Annotated in this window: 13 protein-coding genes; 7 read left to right on the top strand and 6 right to left on the bottom strand. The window is 72.2% G+C overall.

Going from position 1 to position 19,885, the window contains the following annotated elements:
* The first annotated feature begins 54 nt into the window (after positions 1 to 54).
* From B0I31_RS39425 to B0I31_RS39415, 3 genes are all read left to right on the top strand, one after another.
* Positions 55 to 2,574 carry a hypothetical protein gene (locus tag B0I31_RS39425; RefSeq protein ID WP_106620492.1) on the top strand — a complete coding sequence of 840 codons (2,520 nt, stop codon included), beginning with the start codon at positions 55 to 57 and terminating at the stop codon, positions 2,572 to 2,574.
* A gap of 461 nt (positions 2,575 to 3,035) precedes the next feature.
* Positions 3,036 to 3,872 (top strand): metalloregulator ArsR/SmtB family transcription factor, encoded by an 837-nt coding sequence (locus B0I31_RS39420; RefSeq protein ID WP_106620491.1) that lies wholly within the window; start codon positions 3,036 to 3,038, stop codon positions 3,870 to 3,872.
* On the top strand, positions 3,869 to 4,468 hold the full coding sequence (locus tag B0I31_RS39415; protein WP_106620490.1) for a dihydrofolate reductase family protein: 600 nt from the start codon (positions 3,869 to 3,871) through the stop codon (positions 4,466 to 4,468). The genes B0I31_RS39420 and B0I31_RS39415 overlap by 4 nt, the downstream gene beginning before the upstream one ends.
* Before the next feature lie 112 nt (positions 4,469 to 4,580).
* Here the strand turns inward: B0I31_RS39415 and B0I31_RS39410 are convergent, their stop codons facing one another.
* From B0I31_RS39410 to B0I31_RS39390, 5 genes are all read right to left on the bottom strand, one after another.
* A complete protein-coding gene (locus B0I31_RS39410) occupies positions 4,581 to 5,636 on the bottom strand; it encodes an ABC transporter ATP-binding protein (protein WP_106620489.1) in 1,056 nt (351 codons plus the stop codon).
* Positions 5,636 to 6,457, bottom strand: coding sequence for a carbohydrate ABC transporter permease (locus B0I31_RS39405; protein WP_106620488.1), 822 nt, complete (start codon positions 6,455 to 6,457; stop codon positions 5,636 to 5,638). The genes B0I31_RS39410 and B0I31_RS39405 overlap by 1 nt, the downstream gene beginning before the upstream one ends.
* Positions 6,454 to 7,338 carry a carbohydrate ABC transporter permease gene (locus B0I31_RS39400; RefSeq protein ID WP_106620487.1) on the bottom strand — a complete coding sequence of 295 codons (885 nt, stop codon included), beginning with the start codon at positions 7,336 to 7,338 and terminating at the stop codon, positions 6,454 to 6,456. The genes B0I31_RS39405 and B0I31_RS39400 overlap by 4 nt, the downstream gene beginning before the upstream one ends.
* The gene (locus tag B0I31_RS39395; protein WP_106620486.1) at positions 7,325 to 8,716 is read right to left on the bottom strand and encodes an extracellular solute-binding protein; all 1,392 of its coding nucleotides are present in this window, start codon (positions 8,714 to 8,716) and stop codon (positions 7,325 to 7,327) included. Before B0I31_RS39395 ends, B0I31_RS39400 begins: the two co-directional genes overlap by 14 nt.
* Before the next feature lie 263 nt (positions 8,717 to 8,979).
* On the bottom strand, positions 8,980 to 9,483 hold the full coding sequence (locus B0I31_RS39390; protein WP_106620485.1) for an HAD domain-containing protein: 504 nt from the start codon (positions 9,481 to 9,483) through the stop codon (positions 8,980 to 8,982).
* Positions 9,484 to 9,796: 313 nt separating this feature from the next.
* Between B0I31_RS39390 and B0I31_RS39385 the strand changes: the two genes are divergently transcribed.
* From B0I31_RS39385 to B0I31_RS39375, 3 genes are all read left to right on the top strand, one after another.
* On the top strand, positions 9,797 to 14,947 hold the full coding sequence (locus B0I31_RS39385; RefSeq protein WP_106620484.1) for an NACHT domain-containing protein: 5,151 nt from the start codon (positions 9,797 to 9,799) through the stop codon (positions 14,945 to 14,947).
* A 33-nt stretch (positions 14,948 to 14,980) separates the two neighbouring features.
* A complete protein-coding gene (locus B0I31_RS39380; protein ID WP_106620483.1) occupies positions 14,981 to 15,256 on the top strand; it encodes a hypothetical protein in 276 nt (91 codons plus the stop codon).
* 111 nt (positions 15,257 to 15,367) lie between these two features.
* Entirely contained in the window at positions 15,368 to 16,504 is a 1,137-nt protein-coding gene (locus B0I31_RS39375) for a serine hydrolase domain-containing protein (protein WP_106620482.1), read from the top strand.
* Here the strand turns inward: B0I31_RS39375 and B0I31_RS39370 are convergent.
* Positions 16,494 to 17,840: an alpha/beta hydrolase gene (locus B0I31_RS39370; RefSeq protein ID WP_106620481.1), complete on the bottom strand. Its 1,347-nt coding sequence runs from the start codon at positions 17,838 to 17,840 to the stop codon at positions 16,494 to 16,496. The genes B0I31_RS39375 and B0I31_RS39370 overlap by 11 nt on opposite strands.
* 321 nt (positions 17,841 to 18,161) lie before the next feature.
* On the opposite strand from B0I31_RS39370, the gene B0I31_RS39365 reads away from it, so the two are divergent.
* Positions 18,162 to 19,547, top strand: a complete 1,386-nt coding sequence (locus B0I31_RS39365) for a pectate lyase family protein (protein ID WP_106620480.1) — start codon at positions 18,162 to 18,164, stop codon at positions 19,545 to 19,547.
* The last annotated feature ends 338 nt before the right edge of the window (positions 19,548 to 19,885 follow it).

Genomic DNA, 19,885 nt, shown 5'->3' with positions numbered 1-19,885 from the left:
CCTGATCCCGATCAGGCACCACGTGTTGCCGTAGAGGCGACGCCAGGAGGGTCGATGCGACGGCACCGGGAGTCACCCGAACCGTCCGACGGCACGCGGCCCGGATCGGTCGCCGTCCGCCGGGATACCGGCCTGCTCGTGCTCCAGCGCTCCGCGGGCAACGCGGCGGTCGCGTCGCTGTTCGGGCCGCCGACCACCCGGCAGGAGGTCGAGCCGCCGCCGGAGATCCCCCTCTCCCTCCCCGACCGCGGGCTGCCGGGCGAACTGGTGCGGGAGGCGGACCAGCGCAGGCTCCTGGTGGACGAGGCCGCCGAGCGTTCGGCCGCCCGGGTCGACGAGTCGGTCCAGGCACACCGCGCCCGGATCGCCGCCACGGCGGAGGCGCAGGAATCGACCGCCACGTCAGCGCTGCGCACGCTCCGCACGTCCGTCGACGCCCAAGCGTCGGCGCAGGCCGCCGCAACCCTCACCGCGTCGGCCGGGACGCGGGCGGCGATCGGGGCCAAGGCCGCGGCCACCACGACGGCCACCCGGTCCACTGTGGACGCCCTCGGCGAAGAGGCACGTGCCACCGGTGAACGGGAAGCCGCCCGCGCCGTGCGCGAGTCGCCGACGCCGGAGTCGGCACGTCCCGCCGCGGGCGCGGCCGAGCCGGAGATCGCGGACGGGCAGGAACGCATCGCGCGGGCCGTGGCGGGCAAGGCGGCCACCGAGCTGACCAGGTCGGGCGAGCAGGCCGCGGGTCAGGTGCGTGCCGGGGTGGCGGCGGCCCGGACCAGCCTGTACGAACCGGCGAAAGCCGCTGCCGCGGAGCAGATCCGGACCGGTGCGAGCGAGGCGGACCGGGCCGTCGCCGAAGGCGCGACGACCACGACGACCGCGTTGCGCGCCACCGCCACGCGCACCACCGAGTCGGCCGTGCAGGGGCACCAGCGGTTCGTGGCCTCGTTGCGGGCGGGACGGCGGACGGCCGAGGCGGACCTGGAGGCGTGGGCGGCGGAGAGCCGGACCCGGTTGCGCGAGACCGCGGCGAGGCTCGCCACGAACCTCGTCGAGCAGGCACGGGCACTCGCGGCACTGGTCGCCTCCGAGACCACGTCCGCCGAGGCGTCCGACGCGGCGGGTGGGCAGGCCCTGACCGCCGTCCGCACGGCCGGTGACGAGGTGGCGCAGGGCATCGGTGACGCCGCGGGAGGCTTGGTGGAGGGCGCGGGACGGCTCGCGACCGACCACGGGCAGTCCCTCGGCGGTGTCGGCGACCAGGCCGCCGCGGCGCTGGGCCGCGCGGGCGAGGCGGCGGGCGCGGCGCTGCGGCAGAGCGCGGCCGCGTTCACCGCGCAGGCGGGCCAGACCCGGACCGCCGTGGGGGGAGAGCTGGACAGGCTGCCGGCCAAGGCGGCGGACGCGTTGGCCGCCAAGCACCAGGAGGGCGTGGCCGGGTTGACCGGCACCGCCGACCGGGCGGGCGAGGCGCAGCGCACGTGGGTGTCGGACGCGCGCTCGCGCGGCCAGAACGGCGCCACCCGGTTCGAGGGCGAGGCCGAGCGGCTCGCGGCGCGGGCCCGCGACCAGCAGCCCGTGCAGCGGTGGTTCGCCGAACTCATCGGGTCCATGCGGTCGTGGCTGCGGGAGAAGTGCGGTGACGTCCTCGGCGGCATCCTGTCCGGGTTGATCCTGTCCCTGCCGACGATCATCATCGGGGTGGGGCTGCTGATGGCGGGCCCGATCGGCTGGGGCGTGCTGGCGGGTCTGCTGGTGGTGGGCGCCGGGCTGGGCATCCGCGGGCGCTGGCAGGAGTACAAGGCCGACCACCGGGGCGAGGGGCCGGGCTTCCTCGAAGGGATGGGGCTGGTCGCGCTGGGCATCGCCGACCTCACCGGTATCCCGTACATCGTGGAGGCGGGCTACGGGCAGCGGGCGTTCTCGCCGACCGAGATGTCGCCGTTCGAGCGGTGGGAACGCGGCACGCAGGGCGTGGTGAACCTCGGGCTGCTGGTCGCGGGCGGGGTGAAGAAGCTGTTCTCCGAACGCGCGCCCGTCCGCGAACCGGTGCGCACACCGACCGACGTGCCGCCCGAACCCGTGCCGAGGCCCCGCCTCGACCCGCACACCGCCCCGATCGCGGGCGAGAACAACAACGCCCGGTTCGAGGCCGTGCGGCGGATGATCCTCGAACTGCCACCCGCCGAACGCGCCGCCGCCACCCGGGTCCTGTTCGCCCGGTTGACCGAGATGAGCGGCAACACGTGGAACTTCCGGGTCAACCCGACCAAGGGCGGAGGCGTCCACTTCACCGGCGAGGGCGCGCCGTTCATCTTCGCCATCGACGGCGCGGGCAACGTGTTCCAGGGCAAGATCGGCCCCGGCACGCTCACCATCCACCCGGACGGCCAGGTGACCGTCAACTACGACGCGGGACTGCGACCGATCAACCCCGAACCGGCGCCACCGCCGCCTCCCCCGCCACCCGAACCTGCCCCGGTCGCCCCGATCCCGACCGGTTCGCCACTACCACGCATCCCACCGCGCCTGCCCACGCCACCGCACGACCGGGAGCCCGAACCGGTACCGTGACGGCACCCGGTGCCGACGCACCCGATCTCGGCGGTCGAGTCGGCGGTGTCGCGGTGATCGCGCGGCCGTTCGTAGATCACCCGATCGTGATCGTGTGTCCGGGGATGAATGGAAGCGCCGATCTTGTTGCCGGAAGTATGAAGGCGCGGCGCCCCGGCCTCGAGTTGTGTCGGCGGTCCGCGTTGTGCGGCGTGATGCGCCGCTCGGCGGCCGCGCGCACCGGGTGACGAAGCCGCGGTGGCGCCCGCGCCCAGCACCGTGATCGCCGCGGCCAGGGCCAGCAGGGCGGCGGCCCACGGCGAGCAGGGCGGGTGGCCCTGTGCCTGATGCGTGCAGGCGGTAGCCCTGTGCCTGTGCGTCATGTCGCCCTTCCCCGACGATGAAGTTGCGCGACCTGCGGGCCGCCACCTCGCGATAGATATTCCTTGACACGAATATTCTGCCGAGTGAATCTTCACCCCATGGACCGGATCGCATCAGCGCTGGGGGACGCCGCACGGTGGCGCATCCTGGAGCTCCTCGCCGTGCGGCCACGAACGGTCGGTGAACTGGCCGAGCTGACCGGCTCCCGCCAGCCGCAGACCACCAAGCACCTCCAGACCCTCGCCCGGGCCGGCCTGGTCACGGTCACGCCGCTCGGGCAACGACGCGTGTACGCGGTCGAGACCGGGCCACTGGAGGCGCTGGCACGGCGGTTGCAGGAGCTGGTCGCGACCGGCGACGCGCACCAGGGCGAACGGGATGTCATCGCGCGGTACCGCGAGGCCATCGAGGCGGAGACCGCGGCCGCGGACGGGGATCGGTGGGCGGACGGGCGCGGGTTCTCGTTCGAGCGCGTGCTCACCGCGCCCCGGGACGCGGTCTGGCGGCACTGGATCGAGCCGGACCTGCTGGCGTCCTGGTGGGCACCGCCGTCGATGACCGTCACCGACTGCGTGATCGAGCCGCGAGCCGGCGGGCGTGCCGTCCTCGACTTCCGCGACGCCGAAGGCCGTTACCGCTCGGCGGGAACCGTGCACACCGCGGTCGAACCCGAGCGGCTCGTGTTCGACCTCTCCGTGCTGGACGCCGCCGGGGCCGTCTCGTTCACCGGCCACTACGACCTGGCGCTCACCGAAACCCCCGAGGGCACGCTGCTCCGGCTCGGCCTGCGCATCACCGCGACGACCGTCGACGCCGTCCCGTCCATCGCCGGGATCCCGACCGGCTGGAACCAGGTGCTCGACAACCTCGCCGACGTCGTCCACGCGACCCGGCACACCACCAAGGCGTTCACCGAGAAGGAAGCACGATCATGACGAACCCGACCACCCGCAAGGTGACCGCGAACCTGGTCCTCACCCTCGACGGGCGCTACCGCGGTCCCGCCGGGCCGCACGACCTCGCCGCGATCGTCCCGTACGCGGTCACCGACGTCGCGCGCGACCACATGACCCGCATGTGCGAGGACGCGACGACGGCGGTGCTCGGCCGCCTCAACGCCGAGGGGTTCCTGGGCTTCTGGCCGTCCGTCGCCGGCGACGACAACGCCGACCCGCGTGACCGCGCCTACGCGAAGTGGCTGGTCGACGCCGAGAAGGTGGTCCTGTCGACCACCCTGACCGAGGCGCCCTGGGAACGCGCCCGCGTGGTGGACGCACCCGCCGCGGACATCGTCGCCGACCTGAAAGCGGACGGCGAGGGCGACATCCTGGTCAACAGCAGCGCCAGCGTGATCAAGCCGCTCCTGGCCGCCGACCTGGTCGACCGCCTGTACCTGCTGATCTGCCCCGAGATCGCCGGCGGCGGACCGCGGCTGTTCGACGACGGCCTGCCGGGTTCGAAGTGGACGGTCACCCACCAGGAGACCGGCGACCAGGGTGTGATCGCCGTGGTCTACGACCGCGTGCGCTGACGAGCGAGCGGGTTCACGTCACGTGGCACGGTGTGCGGCGCGACGGCCACGGCGACCGTGGACCCGTTCGTCGGCGTGCGGATCCCGGGCACCGGCGCGGCGGCGGCCCGGCTCAACCGTCGAGCAGTCCGCCGTCCTCCGCGTCGTAGAACAGCAGCCTGCCGGGCGCGGCGTTGACGGTGAGGGTGCGGCCGAGGGCGGGTTCGTGCTGTTCCGGCACGGTGAGGCTGATCGGCGTGCCGTCCGGGCAGTCGAGCGTCACCAGCGACGACACGCCCAGGTTCTCCACCGTCGACACCACGCCGGTGATGCCGTCGTCGGCCGGTGCCAGGTACTCGGGCCGCACGCCCACCACGAGAGGCGTGCCGTCGACCAGTCCCGGCGGGCCCGGCAGCCTCGCGCCGGCGCACTCCACGTGACCGTCCCTGGCCGTGGCCTCGACGAGGTTCATCGGTGTCGAGCCGATGAAGTTCGCGACGAACGTGTCGGCGGGCCGCTGGAACACCTCGCGCGGTGTGCCCAGCTGGCGGATCCGGCCCGACTCCATCACCGCGATCCGATCGGCCAGCGCCAGCGCCTCGGCCTGGTCGTGCGTCACGAACACGGTGGTGAGCGCCAGGTCGTGCTGCAAGCGCTTGAGGAACGTCCGCGCCTCCAGCCGCAGCCGGGCGTCCAGGTTGGACAGCGGCTCGTCCAGCAGCAGCACGTCGGCGCCCGCGGCGACGGCCCGGCCCAGCGCCGCGCGTTGCTGCTGACCGCCGGACAGCTGCCCCGGCCTGCGGTCGAGCAGTCCGGACAGGCTCAGGCCGTCCGCCACCTCGGACGCCGCTTCGCGTTGCCGTGCCTTGGGCGCGCGGCGCACGCGCAGCGGGTACGCGATGTTCTCGGCCACGGTCATGTGCGGGAACAGCGCGTAGTCCTGGAACACCATCGCCACCCCGCGCCGGCCGGGCGGCAACCGCGTCACGTCGCGCGACCCGATCGTGACGGTGCCCGCCGCGGGCACCTCCAGTCCCGCGATCGTGCGCAGCAACGTGGTCTTGCCGCACCCGGACGGCCCGAGCAGCGCGAACAGCTCCCCGTCCACCACCCGCAGGTCGAGCGCGTCCACCGCGCGCACCCCGTTCGGGTACACAGTGGACACACCGGTGATCTCGACGCCCGCCATCAGCTCTTGATGCCCCCGTGGAAGCGGAACCCGTACCGCTGGTTCACGACCAGGTACAGCAGGACCACCGGGATCGAGTACAGCAGCGAGAACACCGGGATCACGGTGAGGTTCGCGCTGCCGCCCTCGTCCTGCAACGTCCGCATCAGCACCGCCGCCGGCTGTTTGTCGACGTCGCGCAGCAGCAGGAACGGCAGCAGGAAGTTGCCCCACGCGTTGACGAACGACCACACCAGGATCGTGGCGATTCCCGGCCGGGCGATCGGCAGCACCACGTGCCCCAGCACCTGCCGCGGTGACGCGCCGAACACCCGCGCCGACTCCTCGTACGAGCGCGGCACGGCGTCCACGAAGTCCTTCAGGATGAAGATCGCGGCGGGCAGCATCCCGCCCGCGATCACCAGCGCGGTGCCGAACCGCGAGTCGATGAGCCCGAGCTGGAGCATCAGCACGAACAGCGGCACCATGGCCGCGGTGCCCGTCACCACGCTGGACAGCAACAGCAGCACGTACAGCAACGCGTCCCGGCCCGGGATGCGCACGCGGGACAGCGCGTAGGCGGCCAGTGCCGCGAACGCCGTCGTCACCGCGGTCGCGACCAGGCACAGCACCAGCGAGTTGACCAGCGACCGCACCGCGAACGGGTGGCGCAGCGTGGCGTGCACGTTCGCCGACGTCCACTCCGGCCACCGCAGGCCGAACCCGGGACGGGCGTCGAACGGCGCACCGGCCAGCCACAGCATCGGCACCGCGAAGAACGCCAGCACCACCGCGACCAGCGCGTAGAAGCCGATCCGGCGCACCACCCACCCCGGCGTCATGCGCGCCTGCGCAACAGCCGCAGGTACACCAACGCCACCACCAGGTTCCCGAACAGCAGCAGCAACGACATCGCCGACGCGTACCCGAGCTGCCCGCTCTCCAACGCCTGCCGGTAGATCAGCACGGGCAGCACCTCCGACTCGTGGTTCGGTCCGCCCGCGGTGAGCAGGAACGGCGTGAAGTCGTTGGCCGTCCACAGGCTGATGAGCAGCGTGTTGGTCAGCACGTGTCCCCGGATGTGCGGGAACACCACGTCCCGCACGGTCTGCCAACCGCCCGCACCGGCCAGCCGCGCGGTCTCCAGGTGCGACGGCGGCACGGCGGCCAGCGCGGACGTGTAGAGCAGCAGGGAGAACGCCGTGCCGCGCCAGATGTTGAACACGATCAGGCTCACCATCGGGTACTCGACCAGCCACGCCGTCTCGGGACGGCCGAGCAGCAGGCCGAGCGTGCCGCCGTCCCGGCTCAGCACGGCGAACCACAGGTAGGCGACGACGGGTCCGGGCAGGATCCAGGCCAGCAGCACGAACCCCTCGACGGTGCGCCGGAGCGCGGGCCGGACCCGGCGCAGCAGCCAGGCGAGCGCGAAGCCGAGCACGTTCTGGCCGACGACGGCGGAGCCGAGCACGAACAGCGCGGTCAGCCAGAGCGAGTTGGCGAACAGCGGGTCGTCCAGCGCGGTGGCGAAGTTGTCGAGCCCGACGACGCTCGGCTCGGCCGCGGCCGGTCCGGTCAGCTGGTAGTCGGTGATGCCGATGTAGAGCGTCCACAGCGCCGGGAACACCAGGAACAGGCCGACCAGCAGCAACGCCGGTGCGACGAACCCGATCGCGCGCGCCGTGCCCAGCCCCGCCGGGTCGCGGTCCTCAGCCGCCCGCAACGGCGTCCTCGCCGACCGCCTTGACCAGCGCGTCGTGGTAGGACCGGGCGGCCTCGTCCGGGCTGCGGCCCGCCACCACGTCGGCGGTCGCCTGCTGCAACGCCGCGGACACCTTCGGGTAGTCGGCCAAGCCGGGCCGGTAGCGGGTGATCGGCAGCACCCGTTCGGCGACGAACCCCAGCATCGGGTCGCCGGCCAGCACCTCGTCGTTCACGTCGGTGCGCTGCGTGACCTGCGCGGCGCCCGCCAACGCCGACTTGACCGCCTCGGCCGAGTTCAGGAACCGCATGAGTTCCCAAGCCTGGCGCGGGTACTGCGTGTTGGGGTTGATGACCCGCACGCCGCCGCCGGACATGCTGACGAAGTCCTGGCCGCCGACACCGGCACCGGGCTCGCGGGCCGGGATCAGCGCCCAGCCGACGGCCGTGTCGCGGTCCGCCATCCTGGCCACGCCGGTGCGCGGCTCGACCACCGAGCGCCAGAAGTAGTCGCTCTCCAGCAGGATGCCGATCCTGTTCTCGGCGAACAGCGCGAACGACCGGTCCCGGCCCTTCGCCTCCTGCTGCAGGACCGGGTCGCCGAGGCCGTCCCGGTAGACGCGTTGGTAGAGCGCGAGGACGTCCTCGAGGCCCGCCGTGGCGCCCTGCCACTTGCCGTTCTCGTGCACGGTCGTGCCGGTGCCCGCCAGCGCGGGCAGCACGCCCTGCATGGTGGTCGCCTCGCCCATCGCGGTGCCGGCGTTGAGCTGGAGCGGCACCACGCCCGGCAGTGCCTTGAGCTTCGCGGCGGTGTCGAGGACGTCGTCCCAGCTGCGCGGCTGCCAGTCGGTGGGCAGGCCCGCCCGCGCGAACAGCTTCTTGTTGTAGAACAGCACCCGGCCGTCCGTGCCCATCGGCACGCCGTAGCGCCTGCCGTCGAACTCGCCGAGCCCCTGCACGGCGTCCGGGATCTGCCGCCAGCCGTCCCACGCGTCGACCTCACTCTTGCCGACGACGTCGTCCAACGGCCGGACGTGACCCGCTTGGGCGAACTCGCCGAGCCAGATGCCGTCCAGCTCCACGATGTCGCCACCGCCGCCGGTCTTGAAGTCCAGCGCGACCTTGGTCTTGAAGTCCTCGTCACCCGCGCCGTTCTGCTCGAAGCGCACCGTGGCGTTGACGCCCTTGGCCTTCTGCTCCTCGGTGAACCGCGGGATCACCCAGTTAATGATCCAGTCGGCACCGCGCGCGTTCTTCCCGCCCGCGACCGCGTTGGCGGTGATCGTGAGCGTGACGTCCTTGACGTCGGCGTTGCGCTCCGGATCGGCTCCGCGCGGCTGGCCGAGGCACCCCGCGAGCAGGCCCGCCACCGACAGCAGGACGATCGTTGTCCGCCGCATCGCGCTCCCCCACCAGAGTGCACGCCACTTCGTCACCTCTCAACATGGCACCCCGGCCGCCCGGCCGCATCACCTCCGAGCGGCATCACCCGTTTGATGGCCCCGGACGCCCCGTCCTCCGGGCCGGGCCGATCGGAGGGCGGGGCGTCCGGTCAGAAGGGTCAGAGTGGTCAGAGTGGGATGGACAGCGGCGGCGGTCGTCCTAAATTATGGTCTGGACCAAAGGGGTGTCACTGACACGACCGGACAGGAACGCGGCGGGACTACGTGCCCAGTGCCTCTTCCACCGCCGCGAAGTGCTCGGCGGTCAGGCCGGTGGCGGGGTCGACGGCGATCAACGCGGTGGGGGTGTCACGCCGCCGTTCGAGGAACCTTCCGCGCGCGGTCGGGAACAGGTCGAAATCATCGTCCAGCCAGGCCAGCGGCCGACCTCGGGCGAACCTGCCGACCGCGCCGAACTTCCAGTCGCCCACACCCTCGTACGCCCGGACACCCACGACGGGCAGCGACGGCAGGCCGAGCGCCGGTCCGACTGTCGTGTTGGCCCGGTCCTCCCAGGTCGTGGCCCAGGCCAGTTCGGCGCCCGTGCGGTGGGCGAGGTCGAGCAGCGCGGGACCGTGCCGCGGGTCGAGCCACACCCGCTGCACCACCCGCCGCCAGGGCAGCCGCGACAGCCGCCACCGGTGCTCGACGTACCCCTCGGGCGGGGTGCGGGCCGCGAACGGGTGCAGCGGGCCGTCGACGTCGAGCAGCAACAACGGCCGCACCCGCCCGACCCTACCCACGCCCGTCGCGGGGCCGAGTCGGAGCGGCGCTACCGGCGGCGGTCGGGGTGTCGTGCCGCCGGTGGAGCTGCAGGGACTCCCACGTCACGTGGGTCCGGCGGTCGGTGAGGGACCCGGTTGGTCGCAACCAACGGCACAGCGCCGGCTCGGCCCGCCCGCGTTCGTCGGCGTCCGAGTCTCCCCAGGTGGCTTCGGCCACGGATGCCGGCAGGACAGCGAACCGCGCCGGACGGGGCCGGGTGGTCCGGTAGCGTGGACAACCACTCGCGTCGGTGCGGCGGACGGGGAGTTGCGGGTGGAACAGGACGGCCGGCCGGTGGGCGGGAACCACGTCGGCGGTGACGTTCTCGGGCCGAGCGTGCAGGCCGGGGTGATCGAGGGTGACGTCCACCTGCACTTCGGTGGACTGCCGATCGGCCGGCCGGGTGAGCTGCCGGTCGGCGTGCTGTCGTTGATGAGCGCGCAGGTGCGGGCGGCGCGGGAGTTGCCCTACCGGTTGCCGGGTGCGCGGCGGCCGTCGTTGGCGACGGTGTACGTGCGGCAGGAGTTGAGCACGGGCGCGGAGGAACCGCACGCGGAGTCGCGGCCGACGCCGATCCTGGACGGGCACGGGCGGTTGGTGGAGGTGCCGCGACCGCCGGCGCCACGCGTGGCCGTGCGTCCACCGGCGCGGGCGGTGGAGGAGGCGCTGGACGGTGACGACCACCTGCTGATCACCGGCGGCGCGGGCCAGGGCAAGTCGACGTTGTCGCTGCGGCTCGCGGCGGACCTGGCGGCCGGGTGGTGCGGCGAACCCGGCCTTGCCCTGGCCGAGCCGGTGGTGCCGTTGCGGCTGACCGCGCGCGAACTGGCGTCACGGTTGGACCTGCCGTTCTCGCAGGCGTTGGCGGACAGCGCGCAGGCGGAGTACGGGGCGCTGCTGCGCGGGCCGGTCGGCGCGGACGTGCTGGCCGACCGGGCGGCGGGTCGGCGGTGGCTGCTGCTGGTGGACGCGTTGGACGAGGTGGCGGTCGGCGCGGACCGCGACCGGCTGGCGTCGGTGCTGGGGTCGTGGGCGGCGGACGGGCCGTACCGGATCGTGGTGACGACCCGGCCGGTGGAAGGTGCGGCGTTGGCGCCGCTGTACCGGATCGGGGCGGCGCGGTACGAACTGCTGCCGTTCGACGGTGAGGCGTTGCGGTCGTTCGCGGGCAACTGGTTCGCCGAGGAGGGTGCGGAGACCGCGGACCGGTTCCTGCGCCAGATCCGCGAGGCGCACCTGGACGAACTGGTCCGCGTGCCGCTGCTGGCGACCATCGCCGCGATCGTGTTCGCCCGCCGGGGCGACCGGCCGCTGCCCGACAACCAGTACGAGCTGTACGAGGCCTACCTGGAGTTCCTGCGGTCGGCCCGCACGACGACCGGCCCGTTCGAGCCCTACCGGGACGGCCTGTTGGAGCACCTGGGCCGCACCCGTTCGGAGACCGACACGTCGCTGGTGTCGGCGGCCCGGTCGTGGGTGGCCGACCGCGTGCCCGCGGCGGCGTTGCCCGCCGACTGGCGCGAGGCGCTGACGACGTTCCTGGTCTCGGTCGGCCCGCTGGTGATCCGCGGCGACGACCTGCGCTTCCTGCACCACAGCTTCGCCGAGCACCTGGCGGCGACCTCGCTGGCCCGCGAGTTCCCCGAGCGGTTCACCCCCGGGCACGACGGCTTCGTGCGCACCGTGCACGCGGCCAGGCCGAAGGAACGCGGCCGCTTCGCCCGTTCCGTACTGCTGCACTACACCCGTCTGCGCCCCACCGAGGCCGACCCGCTGGTGCGGTGGCTGCACGGCGCCGATGCCGAGGCCCACCTGCTGGCCGCCCGCCTGCTGGCCAAGCGCGTGCCCGCGAGCCGCGAGGTCGTGGACGCGTTCCTGGCCACGGTGTGGGACTGGGCGATGACCACCCAGTACCCCGGCTCGGACATCCTCGCCCAGGCGGGCCGTGCCACCCACCACCCCGGGCTGGCGGACTGGCTGGTCGCGCTCGTGCGCACCGACAACGCGCCCGCCGACTCCCGCACCGAGGCGGCCTCGGCGCTGGCGACCCGGTTACGCGGCCCGCACACCGCGGAAGCGATCGCCCACCTGACCGCCGTGGTCGACCACCCGTCCGCCTCGGTCTACGAACGCCTCGCCGCCGCCGAGGCACTGGCGGAGTGCGGTGCGGGCGAACGAGAGGCCTCCGCGCGCGGCCTGCGAGCCGTGCTGACCAACCCCCTGGCCTCCGGCTACGCCTGCCGCACCGCGGCCGTCGTGCTGGCCGCGTTCGGCCCGGCCGAACGCGCGTTCGCCGTCGAAGCCCTGATGTCGTTGACCACCAGCGACGAGACGCCGACTGACGACCTGGTCGAGGCCGCGACCGGGCTGGTCGAGATCGGGGCGGAGTTCCACGACCACGGCGCCGAGGTCTTCCGCGCCGTGTTGCGCGACCCCGTCGACAGCAACACCGGCCGCCGAGACGCCGCGCTCGGCCTGGCGTCGCTCGGCCCGGACCTGGCCACCGAAGCCGCCGAGACCCTCACCGCCCTGATCACCGACCCACGCCGTTCGCTTCTCAGTCGGACGAGAATGACACAGACACTCGGCGAACTCGGCCCACAGCACCGCAGCGCCGCGGCCGGCCACCTGGTGGCGATGCTGGAGGAGCCTGACCTCACCCCGATCGCGCGGTGGCAATGCGCGTCCCGGCTGGGCGAGTTCGGCCCGGGAGCCGCCGCACTCGCGGCTGAACACCTCCGGCGGGTGATCGCGGACACCCGCTCGGCCACGAACCACGTCCTGTGGGCCGCGAAGGAACTGGCCGACCTCGACCCCAAGCACCACGCGGAAGCCGCCCGCGCGCTGTGGCAGGTGACCACCGAGCCGCACAGCACCGACCTGGACCGCGTCTCCGCGTTGTCCAACCTCGCGAACCTGGGCGGACCACACCGCGCGGATGCAGTCGCGCGTCTACAGCACGCGCTCTCCGACCTAGGTCTGTCACCGGAAGACCGGTGCATGGCCGCAGAACGGCTGGTGCGATTGGGACCGCAGTTCCACAAGGAGGCCGAGGCCACCCTGCTCGCCCTGGCCCGGACGCAGTCCGACCTCGGGCTGGCGCTGCGTGCGTGGCGAGCGGTGCTCAACCTCGACACGGCGTACCACGACGAGGCGCTGGAAGCGTTCCTCGACGCCACACGATCGGTGGACCACCACCTGACAGACGTGTTCGACGGCGCTTCGACGTACGCGACCTCGGACGCCGACCACCACCGGATCGCCCAGGCTCTGCTGCCCGTGCTCAACTCCGCCGGGAACAGCTACCGAATGCGAACTTCCGCCGCCGCAGCATTGATCCGGCTCGGCCAGCCTTTCCACCACGCCGCCGTGGACGGTCTGTGCGACCTGGTGCGCTCGGCCACCGTTCCAAGCTTGGACTACACCTTCATGACCATGCACTGCGACGATCTCGGAATCGGTAATCGCGCCGCGCTGGCCCGCGCGCTGCGGGAGGTGCTGTCCGCGGCCTCCGCCACCGCGACCAGCCTCTGGCGCACCGCGAGAGCCCTCGACCGGCTCGGCTTCGGGTACGGGGAAGACGTGGTGGCTGCCCTGCGGACCGTCGTCTTCGGCGGCACAGCCGAGCCGGGTGTTCGCGCCCAGGCCGCCACCATGCTGGCCCAACTCGTCCCCAGCGACCACACGCGCATTGTCACGGAGATGCCCTTGGTAAGCGAGGCGGCGGTGCTCGGTCTCGCTCGACAAGGAGTCGAAGTCCTGCCTTGGCTGATGGACGTCATGGCCGATCGCGATGTCCCCGGCGACAGGCGTCAGAAGGCTGCGGTCTTGGTGCATCACTTGGCGCCAACCGAACGGGATCAGGCACTCGGCGTCATCCGACGCCGAGCGGAGGATGCGTTTCTCAGCGTCGTGCCGCGCTGCGGCACCTACCGGGTTTTGGCCGATTGCGAGCCCGATGTGGTCGACACGGCTATCGCGTTCAGCCGAAGCGTGGTCGAGGCCGATGAGGAGACGTCATCCCGGCGGCAGGCCGCTGCCTATCACCTCGCGATGCTTGACCGACGCTTCACCCACACCGCGGTCGCCTTCTTGCGACAGTACGCCGGTGGCCCGGCTGCTACGGCGAATGAGCGCGCCTCTAGCGCAGAGTGGACGGCCTACGTCAAGCCTTCGGGCGTCGACGAAGTCCTCCACCTCATCAATACGCTGATCCGGCAGTCCAATGGAAGCGAACGTGTGCGGCGCCTGGTGTCACACCTCCCCAGGCGCGAGCGGACGGAGGCGGAACGCGTTCTCCTCGCCGATCGCTCGCTGCCCATCGGCCAACGGGTGCCGACAGCGGACTACCGGGGCGAGCTGCCGCTGGCCGCCGAGGCGGAGGCCGAGGCGCGCGAGGCGCTCGCCGCGCCGGAGACATCTGCTGCGGACAGGGTGGCGGCGGCAGTCGCGTTGGCCGGGTTGTCGGCCGCGCTCGTGCCGGAGGCCGTGCGGGAGCTGGAGGCCATGGCGGACCTCTCCGGCGCACGGAAAGCGCTCGCGCAGTTGACGCCCGGGTCCTGGCGGCGGGTGTTGGACGAGGCGTTGGGGACGGTGACCGATGAGGCTTTCCCGGCTCGGGACCGGGTGAGAGCGGCGCGGCTCGTCGTGGAGATCACCACGAGGTTGCCGGAGTCCGTCGCGGAGTTCCTGCGGGCGGTGGTTCGCGAGCCGCGCACGTCGGACCGTGACCGGTTGGAGTTCCGGTATGCGTTGCGGCAGCACGACGGGCTCGATGGGGTGCGTACGATGCGAGATGACGAGCGGATGTCGCCTGCGATCCGGGTGCAGGCAGCCACCAAGCTGGCCCCGTACGACGTAGAGGATCGGGCCGCAGCGGCACGGGTCCTGCACTCGATCGCGACCGACCCGGCAGTACGGCCGGTGCTGCGGCGGCGGTCGGCGTACGAACTGGCGCAGCTCGGGGTGGTGGGGCGGGAGCGGGCCGCGGAAGTGCTGCGGTCGCTCATGGTGGATGAGAACGTGCCGGTCACCGTCCGGATCAAGTCGGCGCGGAACCTGATCGAGCAAGCGCCGACGGCTCGGCGTGCGGCGATGGCGGTGCTGCGTGGCTTGCTCGACACAGCGAACCCGCTGCTGCGCCGGACAGCGCTCAAGGCGATCGGTCTGCTGGAACCGACCGAGGCGGCACTGGAGTTGGTCGCCATGGCACGCGACGGGCAGCTGCCAGCGGTGGCTCGGGTGCGGTGTGCGGAGGCGGCGGTCGGGTTGTCGCCGGAGGTGCGCGAGAGGGCTGCGGTTGCGGTGCGCGGGGTGGCGTTGGACGAGGTGGTGCCGCGGCACGTGCGCAGGCGTGCGGCGGCGTACCTGGCGCGGTGGAGTGAGCTGTGCCGCGAGGAGGCCCGGTCGGTGCTCGCGAGGTAGCCTCGTGGTCGGCACGGCGAACGGAGTTGGGCGATGAACGGGGACCAGGATCCGGTGATCGACGCCGAGATCGTCGAGGACGCGGCGCCGACCGTGGTGCCGGCCGGTGACTACACCGAGGACGGCGTGCCCACCTTCGAGCACGTCCGGGACCGGATCGAGAACCGGGTCGCCACCGGCATCGGCGCCGAGGAACTGGCCGAGGCCACCCCGGAGGCCAAGGCGGTCGAGGACCGGTTCGAGGCACGCCGCCAGGCCGGGCTGGACAAGCTGGAGGAGATCCGCCGTTCGATGCGCGGCGAAGGGTAGCCGGGTCCGGTTTCACGAACCGTTGGACGCCTTCCGGCCGTGCCGGGGGTCAGGTTTCCCTAGGGTGCTCGGGGTTGGTCCACGACCCTGACGGATCCTGGGGGATCTCGCATGAACCGCGCCCTGCGCCGGGTGGCCACCCTCGCCGCCTGCACCGCCCTGTTCACCGCCGCCTCGGTCACCGCGTCGGCTTCGGTCGTGCCGTCGCGGGCCGGGGTGCGGGCGGCGCTGGACGTCGCCGTCGACGTCGGCTCACCCGGTGCCCTCGCCGGCGTCCACGACCAGGACGGCCAGTGGTACGGGTACAGCGGGGTCGGTGACCTCCGCGACAGCGGTACGCCGAAGCCACGCGGCCGGTTCCGGGCCGGCAGCATCACCAAGACCGTCGTCGCCACCACCGTGCTGCAGTTGGTCGGCGAGGGACGGGTCCGGTTGGAGGACCGCGTCCAGGACCGCCTGCCCGGCCTGCTGCCCTACCCCGAGCCGATCACCGTGCGCCACCTGCTCCAGCACACCAGCGGAATCCCGCACACCGAGCGGTGGCGCAGCCTGCCGGAGATCGACTCGACGCGGTGGCGGCACCAGTCGCCGGACGAGACGATCCGGCAGGGCACCGAGGGCAAGCCGCTGTCATTCCCGCCCGGTCAAGGCGTCGAGTACTCCAACACCAACTACGCGGTGCTCGGCAAGCTGGTGGAACGGCTGACCGGCGAACCGCTGAACTCCGCGCTGCAACGACGGGTGCTGGACCGGGCCGGGATGCGGGACAGCTCACTGCCCTACCGCTACCCCCACGTCGACCGGCCGGCCGCCCGTGGCTACGAGCGGCTGCACGGCCCGGACGCGCCGCCGACCGACGTCACCGACTACGAGATGTCCCGGTTCTGGGGCTCCGGCAACCTGGTGTCCACAGTGGACGACCTGAACCGCTTCTTCCGCGCCCTGCTCACCGGCGGGCTCGTGCCGACCGCGCAGCTGGCCGAGATGCGCGCGACCGTGCCCAGCGGCATCGCGGGGATGGAGTTCGGGCTGGGCCTCATGCGGATCCCGCTGCCGCCGGGCTGCGCCGCACCGGAGATCTGGGGCTTCAACGGCTCGGTGCCCGGCTACCACACCTGGACCATGCACTCCCCCGACGCGCGCCGGCAGATCACGGTCGCCATCAACACCAACCTGACCTCGGTGGCGGCCCAGGACGCCGCGCTGCAAGCGGTGTTCGCCGAGTTCTGCCCGGTGATCAACACGTGACGTCGCGGGCGGGCGCCGTGCCGAGCAGGTAGGAGTCGGTGGCGGCCCGCGTGCAGGCGTTGGCGTGGTAGACGCCGTGGCCGGGGCCGTCGAAGGTGACCAGGTGCGAGCCCTTCGCCTGCCGGTGCACGTCGCGCGCCCACCGGTAGGGCGTGGCCACGTCGTACCGGCTGGTCAGCAGCAGAAGCGGCGGCGCGTCGTCGACGTCGAGGCGGTGCGGCGGGTTGGCCGGCGGGGCGGTGAACCCGATGCACGTGGTGGCTTCCTGGTGCCCGAGGAACGAGCCGCGCATCGTGGGCGACACCCGCAGTTCGGCCTCCCGCAGCGCCCGGTACTCGGCGAAGCCCGCGAACCGCAGCGCGAAGTCCTGGCACACCACGGCGTACCGCAGCGAGTCGTAGTTCGGCTCGAACGACAGGCCGCGCGGGCCACCGACGTCCACGATGAGCGACGCCAGGCTCTCCCACGCCCCGTCGCGGATCTCCCCGAACGCCCACTGGATCAGGTTGTGCCGCCCCAGCCCGATCCCGTCGGCCTCGGCCAGCGCCCGCTCCCAGGCCGCGGACACGTCCTGCCCGTGCAGGGCGCACGTGGCATTCTCCGCGCACCACCGGGCGAACACGCCGAACGACTCCTCCACCGCCCAGGCCCGGTCCAGCACGAGCCGGCGCAGGTCGGCGCTGTGGTCGATCACGCCGTCCAGCACCATCGAGCGCACCCGCGGGCCGAACAGCTCCGCGTACTGCTGACCGAGCAGCGTACCGTAGGAGATGCCGTAGAAGCTGATCCGCCGCTCCCCCAACGCCTCGCGCACCGCGTCCAGGTCCCGCGCCGAACGGGCCGTGTCCACGTGGTCGAACACCGGGTGGCGGGCACGGCACTCGTCGCGCACCGCGCGGTTGTGCGCGGCCAGGGCGGCGAACGCGGCCTCGTCCGCCGGGTCGTCGCCCGGGTGCCGGGCCATCAGCTCCGCCGAGCAGCGGATCGCCGAGCTGTTGTTCGTGCCGAGCTGGTCGAAGCCGACGACGTCGAACCGGGCCCGCACCTCGGCGCTCAGGTAGGGGGCGCGGGCGAACTCCGCGCCGGACCCGCCGGGACCGCCCGCGTCCACGAACACCACGCCGATCCGACGCGCCGGATCGGTGGCGCGCACCCGTGACACGGCCAGGTCCGCCCTCGGTCCGCGCGGGTCGGCCCAGTCGAGCGGGACGGACACCGTGCCGCACTCGGCGGCGGGCTGGTCCGGGCACGGTTGCCAGGCGATCGTCGCGGCCTCGGCCTCGGGTGCGACCACGAGCAGGCTCGCGGCCAGTGCGGTGACGAGCAACGTCCGCATGGAGTCCCCCAACGGTGAGCGGAGGCGTGCAGTGTGCCGAGGCGGTCGCCGCGACCACAAGGCCCGCGAGCCCGGTCTACCCCGATTCACCCGGCCCTGCCCATTCGGGCAAATGCACGCACCCGGTTCACGAGTATGACCGTTTTGTTCACGAGTATGACCAGTGCGCGATTTCCGATCCAGGCCGTTGACCTGCGGTTGGCCACCTCCTAGCATCCGACTGGAAAGCGATTTCCCGTCCTGCGGCGCAATGAAGCACCAGGGGGCACTGTGTCTTCCACTGCGTCGGAATCGGTTTTACCTACGCCACGGAGACGAATTATGCGCGTGAAACCTTTGATCGCCTGCGTCGGCTTGTTGGCCGGCGCGCTGGTCGCGGTGGCGTCCGCCGCCCAGGCCGCGCCCACCCGGTACGAGGCGGAGAGTTCGCCCGCGGTGTGCTCCGGCTCGGTCGACTCGAACTGGTCCGGTTTCACCGGCAGCGGGTTCTGCAACGGCACGAACTCCACCAGCGGCTACGTCCAGTTCACGGTGAACGCCGCAGCCGCCGGCACGGCGACGTTGGGCGTGCGGTTCGCCAACGGCACCACCACCACACGACCGGCGAACCTCGTCGTGAACGGGACGACCACGCAGTCGCCGTCGTTCGAGGGCACCGGCGCCTGGTCGACGTGGGTGACCAAGACGTTCAGCGTGCCGGTGAACGCGGGCAGCAACACCGTCCGGCTGAACCCGACCACCTCGGGCGGCCTGCCCAACATCGACCACCTCGACTTCGAGGCCGGTGGCACACCGCAGCCGCAACCGCCCGGCGGGCTCGTCGGCTGGGCCGCGCAGGCCGGTGGCACCACCGGTGGCGCGGGCGGCACCACGGTCACCGTCAGCACGTTCGCCGACTTCCGCACCCAGGCGCAGTCCGCGGGCGCCAAGACCATCCTGGTCAACGGCATGCTCAGCGGCACCGGCACGGTCGAGATCAGCGCGGACAAGACGATCCGGGGCGTCGGCTCCACCTCGGGCATCTCCGGGACCACGCTCAACATCGAGGACATGCGCCCGGCCAACGTGATCATCCAGAACCTGAACATCCGCGGCAAGGTCGGCGGCGACGCGATCCAGATCGAGAGCGCCACCCACATCTGGATCGACCACAACACCATGTCCAGCACCATTGAGGACAACCCCGACTACTACGACGGCATGCTCGACATCACCCACGCCGCCGACTACATCACCGTGTCGTGGAACGTCATCCGCAACCACTGGAAGACGTCCCTGGTCGGCCACTCCGACGGCAACGGCGGCGAGGACCGCGGCCACCTCCGCGTCACGTACCACCACAACTGGTTCGACCGCACCTTCGAACGCAGCCCGCGGGTGCGCTTCGGCGAGACGGTCCACGTGTTCAACAACTACTACACCAATGTCAACAACAACGCCGACTCCTACGCCATCGCCTCGCTCATGGACGCCGGCCTTCTGGTTGAGGGCAACGTCTTCGAGAACGTGCAGCAGGCGTGCTGGTCGGCGAGCGGTTACGCGGACTCCGATCCCGGACGTCTCGTGGCGCGCAACAACTCCCTGACCAATTCCGGCCCGTGCGAGGTCAACGGCACGGTCGCCGCGATCCCGTACAGCTACACCGCCGACGACGTCAGCACGGTCAAGTCGTCGGTCACCGCGGGCTCCGGCGCGGGCAAGCTCTGACACCCACGTCACCGGAACGGCGGCGCCCGGTCGCCGCCGTTCCTGCGCTACTTCACCCTCAACGGCACCGACCACCGCAGCCACGCCGAGCAGAACGCCACGATCGCCGCCTAAATCCGCCGGCGCAACGCCCGAGCCAGACCCAGGACCGGCTTCGCCACCGATTCCCCCATCCGCACCTGGACCGATTACCTGATCGAGGTTGCGTGACGCAGCACTAGCTGGGGTCTTTCAGCTCAGGCCGAGGCGCGTTGACGGAGGTTTCTGCGAGGGCTTCCCCTCCCGCAGAGCCCAACCGTGGGGCGGACCCGGTCGGCGCGGTGCTCATGGCTCATCCG

The organism is Saccharothrix carnea (assembly GCF_003014735.1).
Classification (GTDB): Bacteria; Actinomycetota; Actinomycetes; order Mycobacteriales; family Pseudonocardiaceae; genus Actinosynnema; species Actinosynnema carneum.
Note: the sequence above shows the minus strand (reverse complement) of the source record. Positions and strands in the feature narration are given on the sequence as shown.